At 60.0% G+C, this 18,902-nt stretch carries 18 protein-coding genes and 2 riboswitches; of the genes, 7 read left to right on the top strand and 11 right to left on the bottom strand.

Annotated features, from left to right (window positions below):
• The first annotated feature begins 92 nt into the window (after nucleotides 1–92).
• The 5 genes from nagB (at nucleotide 93) to DCS96_RS02955 (ending at nucleotide 4,526) form a co-directional block, all read left to right on the top strand.
• Nucleotides 93–893 carry a glucosamine-6-phosphate deaminase gene (gene nagB, locus DCS96_RS02975; protein WP_116472862.1) on the top strand — a complete coding sequence of 267 codons (801 nt, stop codon included), beginning with the start codon at nucleotides 93–95 and terminating at the stop codon, nucleotides 891–893.
• 8 nt (nucleotides 894–901) lie between these two features.
• The gene (gene nagA, locus DCS96_RS02970; RefSeq protein WP_116472861.1) at nucleotides 902–2,050 is read left to right on the top strand and encodes an N-acetylglucosamine-6-phosphate deacetylase; all 1,149 of its coding nucleotides are present in this window, start codon (nucleotides 902–904) and stop codon (nucleotides 2,048–2,050) included.
• Complete coding sequence (locus DCS96_RS02965; RefSeq protein ID WP_116472860.1) at nucleotides 2,051–3,262, top strand: ROK family transcriptional regulator; 1,212 nt, start codon at nucleotides 2,051–2,053, stop codon at nucleotides 3,260–3,262. It abuts the gene before it with no gap.
• The gene (locus tag DCS96_RS02960; protein ID WP_116472859.1) at nucleotides 3,262–3,585 is read left to right on the top strand and encodes a translation initiation factor; all 324 of its coding nucleotides are present in this window, start codon (nucleotides 3,262–3,264) and stop codon (nucleotides 3,583–3,585) included. The genes DCS96_RS02965 and DCS96_RS02960 overlap by 1 nt, the downstream gene beginning before the upstream one ends.
• Before the next feature lie 199 nt (nucleotides 3,586–3,784).
• Nucleotides 3,785–3,965: riboswitch (yybP-ykoY riboswitch) on the top strand.
• A gap of 3 nt (nucleotides 3,966–3,968) precedes the next feature.
• Nucleotides 3,969–4,526, top strand: a complete 558-nt coding sequence (locus tag DCS96_RS02955) for a TMEM165/GDT1 family protein (RefSeq protein ID WP_116474507.1) — start codon at nucleotides 3,969–3,971, stop codon at nucleotides 4,524–4,526.
• A 91-nt stretch (nucleotides 4,527–4,617) separates the two neighbouring features.
• Here the strand turns inward: DCS96_RS02955 and nhaD are convergent, their stop codons facing one another.
• Nucleotides 4,618–6,063: a sodium:proton antiporter NhaD gene (nhaD, locus tag DCS96_RS02950; protein WP_116472858.1), complete on the bottom strand. Its 1,446-nt coding sequence runs from the start codon at nucleotides 6,061–6,063 to the stop codon at nucleotides 4,618–4,620.
• Nucleotides 6,064–6,439: 376 nt separating this feature from the next.
• Here nhaD and argA point away from each other — a divergent pair, with 376 nt between their 5' ends.
• A complete protein-coding gene (gene argA, locus DCS96_RS02945; protein WP_116472857.1) occupies nucleotides 6,440–7,768 on the top strand; it encodes an amino-acid N-acetyltransferase in 1,329 nt (442 codons plus the stop codon).
• A 68-nt stretch (nucleotides 7,769–7,836) separates the two neighbouring features.
• A riboswitch (Lysine riboswitch) is annotated at nucleotides 7,837–8,007 on the top strand.
• Between the two features lie 70 nt (nucleotides 8,008–8,077).
• Nucleotides 8,078–9,415: a lysine-sensitive aspartokinase 3 gene (lysC, locus tag DCS96_RS02940; protein WP_116472856.1), complete on the top strand. Its 1,338-nt coding sequence runs from the start codon at nucleotides 8,078–8,080 to the stop codon at nucleotides 9,413–9,415.
• A gap of 64 nt (nucleotides 9,416–9,479) precedes the next feature.
• On the opposite strand, the gene DCS96_RS02935 is transcribed toward lysC, so the two are convergent.
• The 10 genes from DCS96_RS02935 to potH all read right to left on the bottom strand — a co-directional run bounded on the left by DCS96_RS02935 (nucleotide 9,480) and on the right by potH (nucleotide 18,896).
• Nucleotides 9,480–10,319: a DMT family transporter gene (locus DCS96_RS02935; RefSeq protein ID WP_116472855.1), complete on the bottom strand. Its 840-nt coding sequence runs from the start codon at nucleotides 10,317–10,319 to the stop codon at nucleotides 9,480–9,482.
• 173 nt (nucleotides 10,320–10,492) lie between these two features.
• On the bottom strand, nucleotides 10,493–11,773 hold the full coding sequence (locus DCS96_RS02930) for an MgtC/SapB family protein (protein WP_116472854.1): 1,281 nt from the start codon (nucleotides 11,771–11,773) through the stop codon (nucleotides 10,493–10,495).
• A 124-nt stretch (nucleotides 11,774–11,897) separates the two neighbouring features.
• A complete protein-coding gene (locus DCS96_RS02925; protein ID WP_116472853.1) occupies nucleotides 11,898–12,605 on the bottom strand; it encodes a glutathione S-transferase family protein in 708 nt (235 codons plus the stop codon).
• A 97-nt stretch (nucleotides 12,606–12,702) separates the two neighbouring features.
• On the bottom strand, nucleotides 12,703–13,080 hold the full coding sequence (locus DCS96_RS02920) for a DUF2784 domain-containing protein (RefSeq protein WP_116472852.1): 378 nt from the start codon (nucleotides 13,078–13,080) through the stop codon (nucleotides 12,703–12,705).
• Nucleotides 13,077–13,904 carry an NRDE family protein gene (locus DCS96_RS02915; protein WP_116472851.1) on the bottom strand — a complete coding sequence of 276 codons (828 nt, stop codon included), beginning with the start codon at nucleotides 13,902–13,904 and terminating at the stop codon, nucleotides 13,077–13,079. Before DCS96_RS02915 ends, DCS96_RS02920 begins: the two co-directional genes overlap by 4 nt.
• A 235-nt stretch (nucleotides 13,905–14,139) precedes the next feature.
• Nucleotides 14,140–15,000 (bottom strand): DNA ligase, encoded by an 861-nt coding sequence (locus tag DCS96_RS02910; protein WP_116472850.1) that lies wholly within the window; start codon nucleotides 14,998–15,000, stop codon nucleotides 14,140–14,142.
• A gap of 102 nt (nucleotides 15,001–15,102) precedes the next feature.
• Nucleotides 15,103–16,221, bottom strand: coding sequence for an alanine dehydrogenase (gene ald / locus DCS96_RS02905; protein WP_116472849.1), 1,119 nt, complete (start codon nucleotides 16,219–16,221; stop codon nucleotides 15,103–15,105).
• The gene (locus DCS96_RS02900; protein ID WP_116472848.1) at nucleotides 16,193–16,939 is read right to left on the bottom strand and encodes a glutamine amidotransferase-related protein; all 747 of its coding nucleotides are present in this window, start codon (nucleotides 16,937–16,939) and stop codon (nucleotides 16,193–16,195) included. Before DCS96_RS02900 ends, ald begins: the two co-directional genes overlap by 29 nt.
• 138 nt (nucleotides 16,940–17,077) lie before the next feature.
• Nucleotides 17,078–17,923: an ABC transporter permease subunit gene (locus DCS96_RS02895; protein ID WP_116472847.1), complete on the bottom strand. Its 846-nt coding sequence runs from the start codon at nucleotides 17,921–17,923 to the stop codon at nucleotides 17,078–17,080.
• 79 nt (nucleotides 17,924–18,002) lie between these two features.
• The gene (gene potH / locus DCS96_RS02890; protein ID WP_116472846.1) at nucleotides 18,003–18,896 is read right to left on the bottom strand and encodes a putrescine ABC transporter permease PotH; all 894 of its coding nucleotides are present in this window, start codon (nucleotides 18,894–18,896) and stop codon (nucleotides 18,003–18,005) included.
• Nucleotides 18,897–18,902: the final 6 nt, after the last annotated feature.

Raw genomic sequence — 18,902 nt, 5'->3', positions numbered from 1 at the left:
TTACCACCCCCTTTAATATCATTTATGATGACACCAAAGCGCCACTTAATTTACCATGTAAAATATGATTACTAACCATACCGAGGATTACCATGCGTCTTATCCCCCAGCCCACCGCCGCCGATGTCAGCCTCTGGTCGGCACGCTATATCGCCGACCGCATCAATGCCTTCGCCCCCACCCGGGACAAGCCCTTTGTGCTGGGCCTGCCGACCGGCAGCACGCCATTGGCCACCTATCGGCGACTGGTCGAACTGCACCGGGCCGGTGAACTCAGCTTCCGCCATGTGGTCACCTTCAATATGGACGAATACGTGGGTTTGGCCAAAACGCACCCCCAGAGCTACCATCGCTTTATGCATCAACATTTTTTTGAGCATATCGATATCGACTCCGCCAACATCAATATGCTGGATGGCAATGCCCCCGATCTGGTTGCCGAATGCGCCCGCTACGAAAACAAGATCAGACAGTATGGTAAAATTCACCTGTTTATGGGCGGCGTGGGGAGCGATGGTCATATTGCTTTCAATGAGCCCGCCTCTTCCCTATCCTCTCGTACCCGGATAAAAACCCTGACCGAAGACACCCGACTCGCCAATTCCCGTTTTTTCGACAACGATCCAAACCAGGTACCGCGCATGGCGCTGACGGTAGGGGTCGGTACCCTGCTGGACGCGGAAGAAGTGTTGATCCTGGTCACCGGCCACAACAAGGCCCTGGCCTTGCAGGCGGCGGTAGAAGGCGGCGTCAACCATATGTGGACCATATCGGCGCTGCAGTTGCATCCCCGCAGCCTGATGGTCTGTGATCAGGCCGCGACCATGGAGCTGAAAGTCAAGACAGTGCGTTACTTCGAAGAGCTGGAAGCGGAAAATATCAAACATTTATAAGAGGTTGTATGTTTGCCTTAACCGATTGCACCCTGTTTGACGGCAGTCAGTGGCTGCCACAACATGCCCTGTTAATCGAGGGTGAAACCATTGCCGCTGTCCTGCCTCAGGATAGGCTAGACACCAGCACGCCGCGCCGCTCCCTGGCAGGGGCCCTGCTCAGTGCCGGTTTTATCGATCTACAGCTCAACGGCTGTGGCGGCGTGATGTTTAATGATGCAATCAGCCTGGATACCCTCTCCACCATGCATCAGGCCAACCTCAAATCAGGCACCACCAGCTTCCTGCCAACCCTGATCACCTCGCCGGATCAGGATATGCAACAAGCGGTCAGCGTAACCCGGGACTACATGAGTCGTCATCGGAACCAGGTGCTGGGACTGCACCTGGAAGGTCCCTACACCAATGTCCAACGCAAAGGCATTCACCCGGAACAACTGATCCGAGCCCTTGATGAGCCCATGCTGGCATTCCTCTGCGCCAATGCCGATGTGATAAAAAAAATCACACTGGCACCGGAGTGCAATCTACCGGAGCATATCACTCGTCTGCGGGCGGCCGGCATCCTGGTGTCCATGGGCCATACCGCCGCCAGCTATCAACAGGCCATGGCCGGCTTCGACGCCGGTGTGGGCTTTGCCACTCACCTGTATAACGCCATGACCCCGACCCTCAACGGCCGGGAGCCGGGCGCTGTCGGCGCCGTCTACGATCATCCCCATGTGTATGCGGGCATAGTGGTCGACGGCTTCCATGTGCATTACGCCAACGTACGCCTGGCCCACAAGGTACTGGGCGAACGGCTGTGCCTGGTGACCGACGCCACAGCCGCCGCCGGGGCCGGCCCCGGCTTCAGCCAGTTCGACTTCTGCGGCGCCACCGTCTATCTGAGAGACGGGCAATGCGTCGATCGGCATGGTACACTCGGCGGCTCAGCGCTGACCATGATGACCGGCGTCAGAAACCTGGTGGTGGATGTCGGCCTTTCCCTGGACGAGGCGCTGCGTATGGCCAGCCTCTATCCTGCCCGCGCCCTGGGTGTCGAGCACAGACTCGGCTCTATCGCGGTGGGCAAGGTGGCCAATCTGGTGGCGTTTGATCGGGACTATAAGGTCGGCGCCACTCTGGTAAACGGAACCTACAAAGCGCAGCCATAAATGACCCGTGGACAAATAGCCAACGTCGACCTTATCAAGCAAGTCAACTGTGCGGCCGTCTATCGGCTGATCGACAGCCAGGGCCCCATCTCCCGGGTGAAGATCGCCGAACTCAGCCACCTGGCGGCCGCCAGCGTCACCAAGATCACCCGCACCCTGATCGAATGCGGCCTGATTCGGGAAATGGCCCATCAGGCCTCCACCGGCGGCCGCCGCGCCATCTCCCTGACCACTGTGACCCATGCCTTTCATCTGGTATCGGTGAAGCTCGGTCGGGAAGAATTACAGCTCTGTCTGTACAGCCTGGACGGCCAGGTGCTGGCCCGGCAGATCCATGACTTTCCCCACCAGGACCGGACCGCCCTGCTCGATAGCCTGATTGCGCATATCAGCGATTTCATCGATGGGCAGCGGCGGGAGCTGACGCTGGTCGCTATCGCCCTCACCATGCCGGGGCTGACCGACGCCGTGCATGGCCAGGTGATTTATCACCCCAGCTTTCCCCTGGCCGACGTGCCCCTGGCCCGGCTGCTTAAGGAAGCCCTGGGACTGCCGGTATTCATCGGCAATGATGTCCGTACCCAGGCTCTGGCCGAGCATTATTTCGGCGCCTCCCGGGATTGCCTGGACTCGGTGCTGATCAGCGTGCGTCATGGGGTCGGTGCCGGCATCATCACCGAAGGTCGCATCTTCCGCAGCCTGGGAAGGGACGTGGCGGAAATAGGCCATATTCGCGTCGATGCCCTGGGCGACCGCTGTCATTGTGGCAATTTCGGATGCCTCGAAACCATGGTGGCTGATGCCGCCCTGCTCAAGCAAGCCGGACGCATGCTTGAGCAGGGATTCGACAGCCGGCTGAAGAATCAGCCGCTGACCATGGCCAACCTGTGCCAGGCGGCGCTCGACGGCGATCGACTCGCCAGAGATGTGCTGGAGCGGGCCGCCGAGTATCTGGGCCAGGCCCTGGCCATCATGGTAAACCTGTTCAATCCTCAGAAAATCCTGCTCGCCGGGGAACTGTGCGCCGCCGACAGCCTGTTGTTCCCCTTGATCGGCAGGGCCATCGCGCACCAGTCTCTGCCCAGCTTCCACCAAGACCTGCCCATCGTGAAAGCCCACTTCCAGGATGAACAGACCATAGGTGGCCTGGCCCTGGTCAAACGAGCCCTGTTGGAAGGCGAGTTACTGCAATTGATTATAGAGAGCCGCTGATGACAAAACTGGTATACAGTACGGACCCCGACTGGCAATCCGGACAGGGAGCCTCATCCCATACCACGCATGCGAGCCCTTACCCCGACGACGGTATCCTGCGTATTAGGCGGGAAACCAAGGGGCGGAAAGGCGCCGGGGTGGTATGCATCTACGGCCTGCCCGCCGACCGGCTCAAAGACACCGCCAGCCTGCTGAAAAAGCAGCTAGGTACCGGTGGGGCCATCAAGCAGGGTGTGGTGGAGATCCAAGGCGACCGCCTGGAGCAGGTGAAAAACCTGCTGGAAAACGCCGGTTTCCAGGTGAAAAAAGTGGGCGGCTGACGCCGTAATGCCGGTCAGTTAACGGGACTGGTTGGCTTTCAAGCCGACCTTCTGCGCCATGGACGGCGCAGCAGAGCCCCCAGGGATGGGTTTACGGCGTGTCGGCGGAAAGCGAATTAATCCCGTTTTACGCTTAACCGACAAACATTATGGCTAACGCCACCACTTGATTTTCTTTTATCCCCCGCTAGAATTCCCCTTCCTGCACAAGGGGGAGTAGTCTCTCATTGAGACAGTCATCAACATAATTGGTGCAAAATCACCATGGTGGCTGTGACCCAAACGGGTTTGACGAGACCTTTGACAGGCTGATGTCGATACCGGGGACGGGCGGCATGGCCTGCTCAATGGTTGAATATAATCCTGTCCCCTTTGGTATCGTTTTGGAAGCTTTATCCACCTCAACCCTGGCCGTCGCCATCGCTGAAATCGGTGACAAAACCCAGCTACTGGCCCTGCTGCTCAGCTGTCGTTTCCGACGTCCTGTACCCATTATCACCGGCATACTGCTGGCCACCCTGATCAATCATGCTATGGCCGGCTGGGTCGGTGCCTGGCTCCAACACTGGCTGGACCCCGACTGGCTGCGCGCCCTGCTGGCTGCCTCTTTTTTTATCATGGCGGTCTGGATGCTGATTCCCGACAAGCTGGCAGAAGAAACCGGCAGCTTCCGCCGCCTAGGCCCCTTGCTCACCACCTTCGTACTCTTCTTCCTCGCTGAAATGGGCGACAAGACCCAACTGGCAACCGTTCTGCTGGCCGCCCGCTTCGTCGATGGCTACTGGTGGGTGATTATCGGCACCACCCTGGGCATGCTGCTGGCCAATGTCCCCGTGGTGATCATCGGCAAAAAAGGCGCCGAGAGGATCCCGCTTAAATGGATACATGGCCTCAGCGCCGGTCTGTTTATCATGCTCGGCATCACCACCCTCTGGTGGTAACACGTTAAGCCGGTGGCGGGAACCCCGAACTCGGGGCCATGGTGGGAGGCGCTCCCACGGTAAAGCCTAAGAGCGGCATATGCCCCCTAACCTAACCGTAAACCTGAAAGCTGTCGGCATTCAGCCAGAGATGCACCAGGATGCTGGCAATATAGCCCAGTAGTATCACCGGAGCCCATTTCAGGTGGCCGAAAAAGGTATACATGCCCCGGGCCTGGCCCATCAACGCTACCCCGGCGGCCGAACCGACAGAAAGCAGGCTGCCGCCCACCCCCGCAGTCAGGGTGATCAGCAACCAGTTGCCATGAGACATATCCGGCTCCATGGACAGCACCGCAAACATCACCGGAATGTTATCCACCACTGCCGACAACAGGCCCAGCGCTATGTTGGCATAGGTGGCATTCCACCCTGTATAGAGCAAATCCGAGACCAGTGCCAGGTAGCCCATGAAGCCCAGACCACCGACACACATTACCACCCCGTAAAAGAACAGCAGGGTATCCCACTCGGCCCGGGCAATCCGGCTGAACACATCGAAGGGCACCACACTGCCCAGGCGCCGGAGGGCTTCGTCGTCACCCCGCTTCTGGGCAAGGACACGCTTGCGCGACAGGGAACTGGGCAGGGTCTGGCGCAGGTAGTAACCAAAGAATTGCAGGTAACCCAGGCCGGTCATCATGCCCAGCACCGGCGGCAGGTGCAGCAGGCTGTGGCAGGCAACGGCAGAGGCAATGGTCAGCAGGAACAACAGAACGATACGGATGGCGCCGCGCTTGAGCTCGACATCCTCGTACATGGCCGCGGGATGGCGGTTTTCCACATACAGGCTCATCACAATGGCCGGCACCAGGTAGTTCACCAGCGCCGGGATTAGCAGGATAAAAAATTCGTTAAACTTGACGATGCCCGCCTGCCAGACCATCAGGGTGGTAATATCGCCGAACGGGCTGAAGGCACCGCCGGCGTTGGCCGCGATCACGATATTGATACAGCAAAGGTTGATAAAGCGTTTGTCGCCTTCGGCGACCTTGACCACCACGGCACACATCAGCAGGGCCGTGGTCAGGTTATCGGCAATCGGGGAGATAAAGAAGGCCAACAGGCCGGTCAGCCAGAACAGGCTCTTGTAGCTGAAGCCTTTGCGCACCATCCAGGCCCGCAACGCATCAAACAACCGCCGCTCTTCCATGGCGTTGATATAGGTCATGGCCACCAGCAGGAACAGCAATAACTCGGCATACTCCAGCAGGTTGTGGCGGAAGGCTTCTTCCGTCAGCCCCGGAATATCATGGTTGATGTAGGTCCAGCCGATGGCGGCCCAGATGATACCGGCCGCCACCAGCACCGGCTTGGACTTGCGCAGATGCAGATATTCTTCGCTCATCACCAGGATATACGCCAGTACAAAGATAAATACCGCGAATATACCCACCGCCGAGCCGGTCAGATCCAGCCGCCCCTCGGCCGCCAGCACTGGCCCGCTCGCCAGTGCCGCAAGCCCCGCTAACCCAGCCAGGCACAGTTTCCTTTGCATTGTTTTTTCTCGCTTTTGTTGTTTTAGCTATAGTTATTTTCGGTCCGGGATCCCGCGCGGATCCCGACAAAAAAATAGTAACATAAAGCAAAATAAATAAATTTTCGTTTCTTGGGCACCCATCCCATTTTTGCAGTTCACCCCGGCCGGCCACAGCGCATCCATGCCCCGGCATGCCGGCTCGAAAGTGAATATAAAATTACACCTCCGCGACCAGCCAGATTTTCAAAAAAACCCATCAAACTGAGTCATACATGGCAATACCGCCAGCAAACAGCAACCGACCCCCTGCCAAAAAACTAAATATTTAATGTTGTTTTTTGCATGATTTTTCACGATCATTAGCACCTGTCCAGTCTCCAGTGAAGGAAAACCCGTGCGCGACAACGATGCTGCTTTGGTCAAGGCATTTCGTCAATCCAGTCCCTATGTCAATCTGCATCGGGGCTCAACCTTTGTGGTCATGTTGGGTGGCGAAGCCATCGCCCAGGAAAACTTTCCCAATATCATCAGTGATATCGCCTTGCTCACCAGCCTGGGGATCCGCCTGGTCATCGTGTTCGGCGCCCGCCCGCAGATTGACAACGGCCTGGCCGAAGCCGGCCTGGAAGGGGTATTTCACAAACAAACACGGGTGACGGATGAAGCCAGCTTCCGCATCATCAAGGATGTCTGCGGCGGGCTGCAGATGGATATCATGGCCCGGCTGTCCATGGGGCTGGTCAATACCCCGATGCAGAATGCCCGCATCAACGTGGTCACCGGCAATTTTGTTATCGCCCAGCCCCTCGGCGTCGATGACGGCGTGGATTACCTGCATTCCGGCCGGGTACGTCGTATCCACACCGATACCATCCACCACCAGTTGTCCCATGGCGGTACCGTGCTGATCTCCCCCATTGGTTTTTCGGTGACCGGCGAGAGCTTCAACCTGTCTTCGGAAGAGCTGGCCAAACGCCTGGCCATCGAACTCAAGGCCGACAAGCTGATCGGTTTTTGCTCCCAACGTGGCGTACTGGACGAGTCAGGCGTGGCCATGCCCGAGCTGTTCCCGGAGCAGGCAGAGGCCGCCCTGCAACGACTACTTAACGAAGGCGACGAGATGTCAGGCACCGCGCGCTACCTGCGGGCGGCCATCGCCAGTTGCCGCGGTGGCGTGCCGCGCAGCCACCTGGTTAGCTACCGGGAGGACGGCGCCCTGATCCAGGAACTCTTTACCCGGGACGGGCTCGGCACCCAAATTGTCAGCCAGAGTGCCGAGCAGGCCCGTCAGGCCCGTATCGACGATATCGGTGGCATACTGGACCTGATCCGGCCGCTGGAGGAAGACGGCATACTGGTACGGCGCTCACGGGAACAGCTGGAAATGGAAGTCGACCAGTTCACCATTATCGAAAAAGACGGCGCCATCATCGGCTGCGCCGCCCTCTATCCTTTCCCGGAAGAAAGCATGGCGGAAATGGCCTGTGTCGCCATCCACCCGGATTACCGCCGTTCCAGCCGGGGCGATATGCTCTTGCATAAGGTAGAGGAGCAAGCCAAGAAACGGGGCATGAATGCGCTGTTTATCCTGACCACCCGTTCCATTCACTGGTTCCGGGAACGCGGCTTCGATCCGGTGGATGTGTCGGCCCTGCCGATGGGCAAGCAACAGCTGTACAACTACCAGCGTCGTTCGAAGATAATGCTAAAAAATCTGATTTAAACTGAGTTTTTTCCTGTCGACCATTGACACTCGTACCGTGAGTCAGTAGTTATAGGAAGCCCGTTATCGGGCAAAGAAGAGGCGCGTTGTTCAGGCAGCCGGCAGGAGGAGCACCCACTCCCAGGATAGCCGGTCAGGGGAGACAACGCCGAGGTGGTAACAAAGGGGTGTTTGTTACCATCGGCTACGGAGGCTGAATCCTTCGGGTTGTCACCTATGGGTGGAGTGCTTCTACGTGACCTTTCTCGTGTCTGCAGTCGTTCCCCCGTTGTTATTTATTTTTCGCATGCATACTTCAAGGAGCTGCACTTGAATCAACTTATAGTCGCCAAGTTTGGTGGGACCAGCGTTGCCGATCATCAAGCCATGAGCCGCTGCGCCGCTATCCTCGAACAAAACCCCCACACCCGATTGGCGGTGTTAAGCGCAAGTTCCGGGGTTACCAACCTACTGGTTGCCCTGGCATCGGGAGAGCATCAGCAGGCGCACCGGGCCGAGCTGCTGCAACAGCTGACCGACATCCAGCAAGGCATACTGACCAGCCTCGGCAACCCCGAGATGCTGAGCCGTCATATCGAAGAAATTCTGCACCATATCAAGGAGCTGTCGGACAGTGCCGCGATCAGCCCCAGCAAGGCCCTGAACGACGAGATCGTCGCCCAGGGTGAGCTGATGTCCACCCGCCTGTTTGTCGAGCTGCTGCGCCAACGGGGTACTCCTGCTGTCTGGTTCGATGTACGTCGGATCATGCATACCGATGACAGATTCAGCCGCGCCGCACCCGATCTGGATGCCCTGGCCCGGTCTGCCGTCGCCGAATTGCAGCCCCTGTGCGAAAAGCAACTGGTGATCACCCAGGGCTTTATCGGTGCCGCCAGCGATGGCCGCACCACTACCCTGGGTCGCGGCGGCAGCGACTTTTCCGCCGCCCTGCTGGGTGAAGCCCTCGAGGCATCCGCCGTAGAGATCTGGACCGATGTGCCCGGTATCTACACCACGGATCCCCGCCTGGTGAGCGAGGCCCGCGCCATTCCGGAAATCAGCTTCAGCGAAGCCTCGGAAATGGCAACATTTGGCGCCAAGGTTCTGCATCCAGCCACCCTGCAGCCGGCGGTACGCCGACAGATCCCGGTATTTGTCGGCTCCAGCAAGGCACCGGAAGCGGGCGGCACCTGGATCCGCAACGCCACCCCCCAGGCGCCGCTGTTTCGCGCCCTGGCCCTGCGCCGCAATCAGGTACTGCTGACCCTGACCAGCCTGAATATGTTCCAGGCCCACGGCTTCCTGGCCGAGGTGTTCGGCATCCTGGCCCGACACAAGATTTCCGTCGACCTGATCACCACCTCGGAAGTCAGCGTGTCCCTGACCCTGGATGCGGGGGCCGAACTGCTGACCGATGAAGTGCAGGCGGAACTCGGTAAACACTGCCATCTGAAGGTGGAACATGGCTTGGCCCTGGTGGCCTTGATCGGCAACCGCATGAGTGAAGTCAGCGGGACCGGTAGCCGGGTATTTCAGGCGCTGGAAAGCGTCAATATCCGTATGATCTGCTACGGCGCCAGCCCCCATAACCTCTGTTTCCTGGTTAATGATGACGCCGCCGCAGGCGTGATACAGGATCTGCACCAGACCCTGTTACCCGCCTAGACAACCAGGGCGCCCCTCAGGGCGCCCTCCTCTTTTCTGCGTCACTCATCCCGGGCACCTGATCTTAGCCACGCCCGAAAATAACCAGGGCGACGCCACCCAGCACCGCTACCGAGGCCAGCAGAAAGCGCAGGGTCAAGGGTTCGCTCAGCCACAGTATGCCTCCCAGGGCCGCAATTATTGGCACACTCAGCTGTACCGTGGCCGCCTGGGTGGCGTTCAACCCACTCAATGCCCGATACCAGAGCGCATAGCCCAAGGCCGAGGTCAAACCGCCGGACAGGACGGCATACCAGAGCCCCATGGCATCCAGCCTGGTCCAGGGTAACCAGGCGAAGAACAACCCCGCCCCCAGGGGGACGGCTCGCATAAAATTACCGGCCGTGACCCGGGTCGCATCGGTGACACCCCGTCCACGCAATGAATAGACGCCCCAGGCCACCCCGCTGGTTAACATAATAACGGCGCCTGCGAAGGGCGGTGCCGAGATCCCCGGTAACAACAGACCCACCAGGCCGGCAAAGGCAGATCCCAGCCCCAGGCTCTGCCAGCGGTTCAGTCGTTCCCCCCGCCACAGGCCCGCCCCTATCATGGTCACCTGCACGGCCCCAAACAACAACAGGGCACCGGTACCGGTGGCCAGCGACAGATAGGCAAAAGAAAAAGTGGCCGCATACAGGAACAACGCCAAGGCCGACCACCAGCTGCCCGCCTTCAGTGCCCCTTTCCTGCCGTTGAGCACCACCAGCAGCCAAAGCACCAGGGCGCCGGACAGCAGTCGCATGCCGGTAAAGCTGGCCGCATCTATTTCGGTACCCTGGAACGCCAGCCGGCAGAGCACCGAATTGCCGGCGAAGGCAATCATCGCCAGCAGGGTGGCCAATAACAGATGGGCATTGGGCATTCATTGATCCTGTTAAAATAACTGATACAAATATCGCTACATTTCGAGACAGAAGTCAGGATTCGATAAGCAGCCCCTCCGCGCCAAGGATGGTGCGGCGGAGCCCCCTGGGAGGGGTTTACGGCAAGTCTGCGTTCGAGCCTGATTTCTGTAGCACAATTAGGAACAGTTATTTAAAACCACCAGGCAACCAGCACGCCACCAGCCATCGAAAGCAGCATGGGTCCCCCTACCCTGGCACCCAACACCCGTCCACCGACGGTCAGGGCCAACAACGACTTGACGATATTATTGACTGACGCAGCCAGCACTATGCCCAGCACGGCGGTGGCAAAGTCGACGCTCGACAGCGACATCCGCGTCAGCGACAGGGTGATGGCATCCACATCGGCAATCCCCGAAGCCATGGCCAGCAGCAGGATACCGGTGCTGCCCAGCCAGTTCTTGAGCCATTCGCCAAGCACCATAATCACCATGATCAACAGGCCAAAACCGACGGCCAGCTTGAGGTCCAGCGGCTTCATTCTGAGCCTGGGCTGATCGAGGGTTACCTGCTTACGGTGATGCAGCCAGATAAATACCGCCGGCACATAAAGCAGCATTGTCATCATCAGCACCGGCAGCAGCAGGGCCGGCAACAACTGCGGATTAATCAGGGCGCAATAGACCAGGATGCGGGGAAACATGGTGCCGCAGGCCAGTAAGATACCCGCCGCCAGCAAAGGATTGAGCCGGGGATTTACCCGCGACAAACGGGCATAGTGCAGGGTCAGGGCGGTGGAAGAACTCAAGCCCGCAAACAGGCTGGTAAAGAGGATCCCCTTCTCGGTGCCGCCGACCCGCACCGCGAAATAACCCAAAAAAGAAATGGCGGCGATCAGCACCACCATCCACCAGATCTGGTAGGGATTGATGGCCTGACCTGGCCCCATGTCCAGATCCGGCAGCAGCGGCAGCATCACCACCGAAATCAACAGCAATTTCAGGCCGGCGTCCAGCTCATGCTGCTGCAACTTGTGCAACAAACCATGGATCTCCTGTTTATTATCCAGGATAAAGGCGGTGATCACCGCTGCGGCGGCGGCGATGGCCGGGTCATCCACCAAAGCCACGGCGCCAAAACAGAAAGTGAGGATAAGCCCGATGGCGCCGGTCACGCTATAGTCGGCCACCTGCTGACTGCGCACCCGATAGGCGACCAAGCAGATGCCAAATACCCCCAGCAGAGACACGGCAAAGATCCAGCCACCGAAGTGCAGGGAGAGCAGGGCCGTCAGCCCCCCCAACAGGCCAACCAGGGCATGGGTGCGTATACCGGCGATACGCATCCCGGCCTGGCTGTCCCGGGTCTGCCAACCCCGCTGGATGCCGATCAACATGCCCAGCAGCAGCGCAATGCCCAGTCGGCCCAGGGTCTGATGGCCGTCCAGCAAGCGGCCAACTACCTCATCCATGGAAGCTGCTATTCCGACGGAAGCAGCGGTGTGGCTCATCCCGCTCACCGCCCCGCGCGCAGTCGTTGATACAACGGGCCCAGGCAGCCTGCCGCCGCACCCCGCCCGGTGTCATTGTGCCTCCTCAGGCCATGCCTGTTGATGAACCGACGGGCAACCGTCGATCAGCCAGTATCTTGCCCGCCTGGCGCGCCTCGGCTTCATGCCCCGGCTCGCGCCAGGGTTCGAGGAGGGCAGCGTCCAGCCAGTCCTGCATGGGTTTAAGTGCCAGCAGCTGCCGCACATAATCATCGGCAGCGGGCACCAGTTTGAGCCCGTAATTGCTCACCCGAAAGGCCACCGGCGCAAAGAATGCGTCCACGGCGCTGAATGCTCCCCCCGCCAGCCAGGGGCCACCGAAACGGGCCAGCCCTTCCTGCCACAGCTCGTTCAGTCGGTCGATATCCTGCCGCAGCTCGGCGTCCACCCCGTTCATTTCGAGCTGCAGCCCACAATTCATCGGGCACTGATTGCGCAGCGCAAAGAAGCCGGAATGCATCTCGGCGGCGGCGCAGCGGGCCCAGGCTCTGGCCTCTGCCTGCCTGGGCCAGACGCCGGGATAATGCTCGGCCAGATATTCGGTGATCCCCAGACTGTCCCACACCACCACACCGTTATCCACCAGGCAGGGCACCTTGCCGGTAGGAGAAAACCGCCGGAAGGTCGACCAGTTGGAACCGGATCCGAAAGGCTCCAGGTGCTCGTTAAAGGGGATATCCAGCATTCGCATCAGTACCCAGGGTCGCAGCGACCAGGATGAATAGTTTTTATTGGCGATAAACAGCTCTTTCATGACGAGATCCTTGGTACCCGGTGAGGTGTGTCTCCCATGGCCACACTTGTGCCGACCGGTCAACACAAGTGTGGCTATGCTTGCCGGAATCGCAAGCTTAGGCCCCTCTCGCCCGCCGGGACAAGCGATGGACAGCCCAGCCATAAATCAGCAGGTTGACGCCCAGGGCTAGCAGCCCCAGCAACAGCTGAATGCCCGGCGTCAAACCGGGCGGATAGATGATGGCCATCAGATAATGGTCGATAAAACTCCCCTCATAGCCGCTTTCCCCGGCCAGCCGCCGCAAGTGGTTTTCCAGCGGGGTAAGCGGACAGGTTCGTCCCTGCAGCTCGACCAGCATGGCCCAGGCGGCGGCAGGCAGGTGGATAAGCGGTAACCATTTACGCCACAGCAGCAGCAGGCCTCCCAGCAGGGCGAAGAGGATAAACAGCAGGTGCACCACCAGCACCAGGTCGGCCAGCAGGCGGGTAATCATGGTTCTGGGGACAGCTCCGGACCCGGGGCCACGGCACACCGCATGCAGCGCACAGCGTCCGGCTGCAGGGCCCGGGCCTGGTTCGCGCCGTTGAAACTGCGCTCGGTCGCTTCCAGGGTGCCGTCGGCATAGGCCTGCACCACTGTCTGGGCCCGGGTACCATAGTCCGGACCCACGATAAAGATGGAGGACAGATCCAGCTCCCACTCACGGGAAATGCCGGTCATCGGCAGTTCGGCCTCATCAGCCCGGGTGGGATCGCTTAAAAAACCCATACAGACCTGCACCAGCTCCCGGTGATCGCTGTCCAGCCCGGCCAGCCTGGCCTTCAGTCGTTGCAATTTTGGCCAGGGGGTGTCGAGCACCGCATTGGACAAACCATAGAGCCCCGCCGGCAGGCTGCGCGCCTCGGCCCCTGCCTGGTTGCCGCAATACCAGACAGATGCAGGGCCGGTTACGCCGTAGATATCGCCCACTACCAGGTTGAAACCGTTATATTGATGGGCCCGGGGCATCAGCTGCCGACTGTAGTGCTCCGGGCTGACGTCACTCTCAAGAAACCCCGCAACCAGCCCGCCCCGGGACGGTGCCTGGGCATGCTGCGGCACCCCATTGCGAAAGTTGGTCAGGGCGGCGAAGCGGCCGTTACGGGTCAGCCCCAGCCAGGTACCCCCCGCCTGTAAATCCCGTCCCGCCCAGATGCCATCGTGGCCCGGCCACCAGTCCGCCACCGCCGTGGGCCTGTCATAGAATTCATCCCGGTTGGCCAGCAACAGCAACGGCATATCCCCACCGGGATCCCAGGAAAAGGCGATCAGGCACATACCAATCCCATCCTCCTTCGGCTATATATTCACTCACCTGCGACTCATGTTTATCACAGTCACTATATGATCTTTTCCGGACACTGTATCCCAAATAAGTGCTCCGAATGCGGCACCATCGACCGGAGACCGCACATGAATACGCCGCGACCCGGGGCAGCCACACCACTGTTCGCCTGGGGGAGCGCCGGAGTGAGTCACCCGGCCAGCTGAAAAAGCGACCCGGCGCCAGCCGTTATTCCTTCGCCGGCTCTTCGTCTCTTACCCGCAGGAAGCTGGCGAACCGGGGGATCCCCTTGCGGGTTTCGCCCCGGTACCGATAGCTGATGGTACTGCCGATGGCGGGGGGAGAACGACGCTGCCGATCGGTCAGGCCGGTGCCGATGCGAAAGCGTCGGCCGTCGGGGGTTTCCACCAGCAGGGCACCAAGCAGCCGGCTATATTTTCCCTTACCAGGCAGATGGGCGACCACCACCGCCTCAGCATCCTGGTGGCGTTTGAGTTTCAGCAAGGCATCGGTGCGCCGGGCCCGATAGTAGGCATCGCCCCGGTGCAGCATCAGCCCTTCTCCGCCCCCTGTCTCCACCTCGGCCAGCCAGGCCATCAGCGTCGCTTCGTCGGCGACCTTACGCTGTTCAATCAGGGCAATATGGGGCCATGTCCGGGTGTTGAGTAGCGCCTGCAAGGTGAGCAGTCGCCCGTCAAATTGCAACTCGCTGGCGGGCAGGTCAAAGACCATAAAGCGGATCCGCCGCCACTCCTGCTCGTCGGGCCGATAGCGGCGCACCGCACCGGAAAGTTCGTCGAAGCGTCCTCGTCCCATCCACAGCTCACCATCCAGTGGCTGTCCGGGAAAGCCGGCGGTAAACCAGTCTGGCGCATTGAAGCGGTTGCCCTGTCGGGAGATCAGGGCATGACCATCCCAATAGGCACGCACCCCATCAAGCTTTTCGCTGACCCAGTACCGTGCAGGCACCTCTTGCCGCTGGTACGCCCCAGCCAGCTGCAGGGGCGGCACGGGATCGGCGGCGGCCCCGGGGCCGGCCAGAGCCACCAGACCCAGCACGGTGGGCAATAACAGTGGATGATGTTTCATAAGGCTCCTCCCTGCGTTCTCGAAGCTTAACCCAGGGAGCAGCCGGGATGGCGAATGAGGTGGCGATTCCACCCGTTTGGGGGATTCGCCCTGTGGGGAGCCTTACCCCTTCAGGATCTTCTCCAGGGGGGTAAAGGACAACTGATGCGCCTCGGCCACCGCCTGATAGACGATTTGCCCCTTATGCACATTGAGCCCGGCGGCCAGGTGGGGATCCTCCTTCAGTGCCTGCCGCCAGCCTTTGTTGGCCAGTGCCTGGACAAACGGCAGAGTGGCGTTGGTGAGGGCAAAGGTGGAGGTACGCGCCACACCACCGGGCATATTGGCCACACAGTAATGCACTATTTCATCCACCGTGTAGGTGGGGTTTTGATGGGTGGTCGCCTTGCTGGTTTCGAAGCAACCGCCCTGATCGATGGCCACATCCACCAATACCGCCCCATGGGGCAGCAACCCCAGCATATCACGGGTGATCAGCTTGGGCGCCGCGGCACCGGGGATCAGCACGGCTCCCACCACCAGATCCGCCCAGGGCAATTCGCCCTCAATCGCGTCTGAGGTTGAATACAGGGTCTTCAGGGCCGGGCCGTAGAGGCTATCCAGTTCTTTCAGACGGGCCAGGGACTTGTCCACCAGGGTGACATCCGCCCCCAGACCCAGGGCCATGCGGGCCGCGTTGATCCCCACCACCCCGCCACCCAATACCAGCACACGGGCGGGCGGTACACCGGGCACCCCGCCCAGCAGCACGCCCCTGCCACCGCGGGCCTTTTCCAGGCAGTGGGCGCCGGCCTGTATCGCCATACGCCCGGCCACCTCGCTCATCGGCGCCAACAGCGGCAGGCCACCGCTGCGGTCGGTCACGGTTTCATAGGCGATGGCGGTGCAGCCGGCATCCAGCAGGCCCTGGGTCTGGGGCAAATCCGGGGCCAGATGCAGATAGGTAAACAATACCTGGCCCGGCTTCAGCCGCTGATACTCCTCGGCCTGAGGCTCCTTGACCTTGACTATCATCTCGGCCCGGGCGAACAAGGTGGCGGCATCGGGCACGATCTCGGCCCCGGCAGCCAGGTACTGCTCATCGCTCAAGCCGATGGCGGCCCCCGCCTGAGTTTCAACCAGCAGAGTATGACCGTCCCTGACCAGCTCTTTTACCCCCCCGGGCGTCATCCCTACCCGGTATTCGTGGTTTTTAATTTCCTTGGGGATCCCTATATCCATATTGCTTGCCTCCCGATTGAGGTGAAGTGAGGAAATCCAGCAACAGGCGCATCACCTCATAACCATGATGCTCATGCTCAAGTGAATCTATCGCCTGTCGATACAGGCTGCCGCTGAAGTACGCCTTGCGCTGCTCGATCAGGAAACGGGAATAGGCAGGGGTAAACTCCGGGTGTCCCTGTACCCCTATCACCCGATCGTCCAGGGTAAAGGCCGCATTGGGGCAGAAATCCGAGCCGGCCAGTACCCGGGCCCGCTCCGGCAGGCTCAGCACCTGATCCTGGTGACTGACCAGCAACCTGAACCCCTCCGCCGGCCGGTGTCCCTCTGCTTGCTGTCGCCAGCGGTAATCATGGGTGCCTATGCCCCACCCTACCGGGGCCCGGCCCACCTCGCCGCCGTGCATCAAGGCCAGCAGCTGATGACCGAAACAGACTCCGGCGATACGCTGCCCCTGCTCCAGCAAGCGCCGAACACAGGCCTTCAGCCGCTCTAGCCAGGGGTACTGGCCAAAGGCATCGAAGCGAGCACCGCTGATAATCCAGCCATCCAACCGGGTGCCTTCGTCGGGCAACTGATGTTGGTTCGCGTCATAGACCTGTAATTGTGCCTCTGGTGCCACTGCCGCTATGCACTCCCGAAACAGGTCTGGATAATCACCGCCGACCCGGCTGAAGTCGCTATCCGTATGGTCACATAACAACAAGCCTAGCTGCATTCTCTTCGCTCCCGGCGTTTTTATGTTTGATTATCTATATAGATACATCAAAAAAGGCCGGGAAACACCCAATGCCGTTCACTTAAGTTGAAAAGGAGAGTCCTCCCCTTAATTGAACAGCTTTATGGGAAGCATCCCCTAATCACTGCGGGCCAGCGCCGCCTCCTGCCGGCGACGCTTTTCCGCCCTCACCATCAACCACCAGCCAATCAAGGTTACCAGGGACACAATCAGGATAATGATGGTGGCCAGGGCGTTGATCTTGGGACTCACCCCCAGGCGCACGCTGGAAAAAACCACCATCGGCAGGGTGCTGGCGTTGGGCCCGGACACAAAGCTGGCTATCACCAGATCGTCCAGCGACAAAGTAAAGGCCAGCAGCCAGCCGGCGACGATGGCCGGGGCGATAATCGGCAGGGTAATGACCAGAAAGATCTTCAGGGGTCGGGCCCCCAGATCCATGGCCGCCTCTTCCACCGCACTGTCCAGCTCCCTCAGCCGGGAGCTGACCACCACAGCCACATAGGCCGAGCAGAAGGTCACATGGGCAATCCAGATGGTGGTGCTGCCCCGTTGGGTTGGCCAGCCCAGCCAGTCTCCCATGGCCACAAACAGCAACAACAGGGACAGGCCGGTGATCACTTCCGGCATCACCAGGGGCGCCGTGATCATGAATGCAAAGCCGTGTTCCCCCCTGAAACGGCCCATTCGGGTCAGCACAAAACCGGCCAGGGTACCCAGTACCACGGCGGTCGTGGCAGCAAAGAAGGCGATGGTCAGGCTGAGCAGGACCGCCTGGATGATCATCGGATCCTCAAACAGTTCCCCGTACCAGCGGGTCGACCAGCCGGCCCAGACGGTTACCAGCCGGGAGCTGTTGAAGGAGTAGATAATCAACAGCAGCATCGGCAGGTACAGAAATCCGAAGCCCAGCAGCAGGATCAGCCGGCGCAGCCAGGAACGGCTGGCGGGTATCTGGTTCATGGCCTGTCCTCCCACTCTTTACGTTGCCGGTATGACATGGCGTGGAACCACATCGTGATGTCTCCGCGTAGTTGAGGCATCACTGGCCCTCCAGCTCTTTGCGTTGGCTATGATGGAACCACATGATGGGCACCATCAGCAGCAGCAACATGATGCTGGCGACCGCCGCCGCCACCGGCCAGTCCCGGTTGTTGAAAAATTCCTGCCACAGCACCCGGCCGATCAGCAGGGTATCCGGGCCGCCCAGCAGTTCCGGGATAACAAACTCCCCCACCGCCGGAATAAACACCAGCATGGCACCGGCGATCATACCCCCGCGGGTCAGGGGAATGATTACCGTCAGCAGGGTTTTCCAGGGCCTGGCGCCCAGGTCGGCGGCGGCTTCCACCAGGGAGTAATCCAGCCGCATCAGGGCGGTATACAGGGGCAAGACCATAAAGGGCAGATACGCATAGACGATGCCGATATAGACGGCGGTATTGGTATTGAGGATCTGCAGGGGGCTGTCGATCAGCCCGAGGAACAGCAACAGGTTGTTGAGAAAACCGTTATTACCCAGGATGCCCATCCAGGCATATACCCGGATCAAAAACGAGGTCCAGGACGGCAGGATCACCAGCATCAACAGCATGTTGCGGGTCGACGGCCGGGAATGCACTATCGCCCATGCCAGCGGATAGCCGATCAGCAGGCACAGCAGGGTCGAGACGCCGGCCACCTGCAGGGACTGCAGATAAGACTGGATATAGAGGCTGTCACTCAGTAAAAACAGGTAGTTGTTGAAGTTCAGCAACAGCTGCAGCTGGTTGTCGGCAAAGCTGAGCATCTGGCTGTAGGGTGGGATCGCCAGCACCGACTCAGACAGGCTGATCTTGAGCACAATCAGGAACGGGATCAGAAAAAACAGCAGCAGCCAGGCATAGGGCAGCGCAATCACCAGCTGGCGGCCACGGAACCGGGGCAAGAGAGACATGGTCAA

Origin of the sequence: Zobellella maritima (assembly GCF_003075035.1) — a bacterium.
In the GTDB taxonomy this organism is placed as follows: Bacteria; Pseudomonadota; Gammaproteobacteria; order Enterobacterales; family Aeromonadaceae; genus Oceanimonas; species Oceanimonas maritima.
This window is presented reverse-complemented; position numbering and strand designations above follow the sequence as displayed.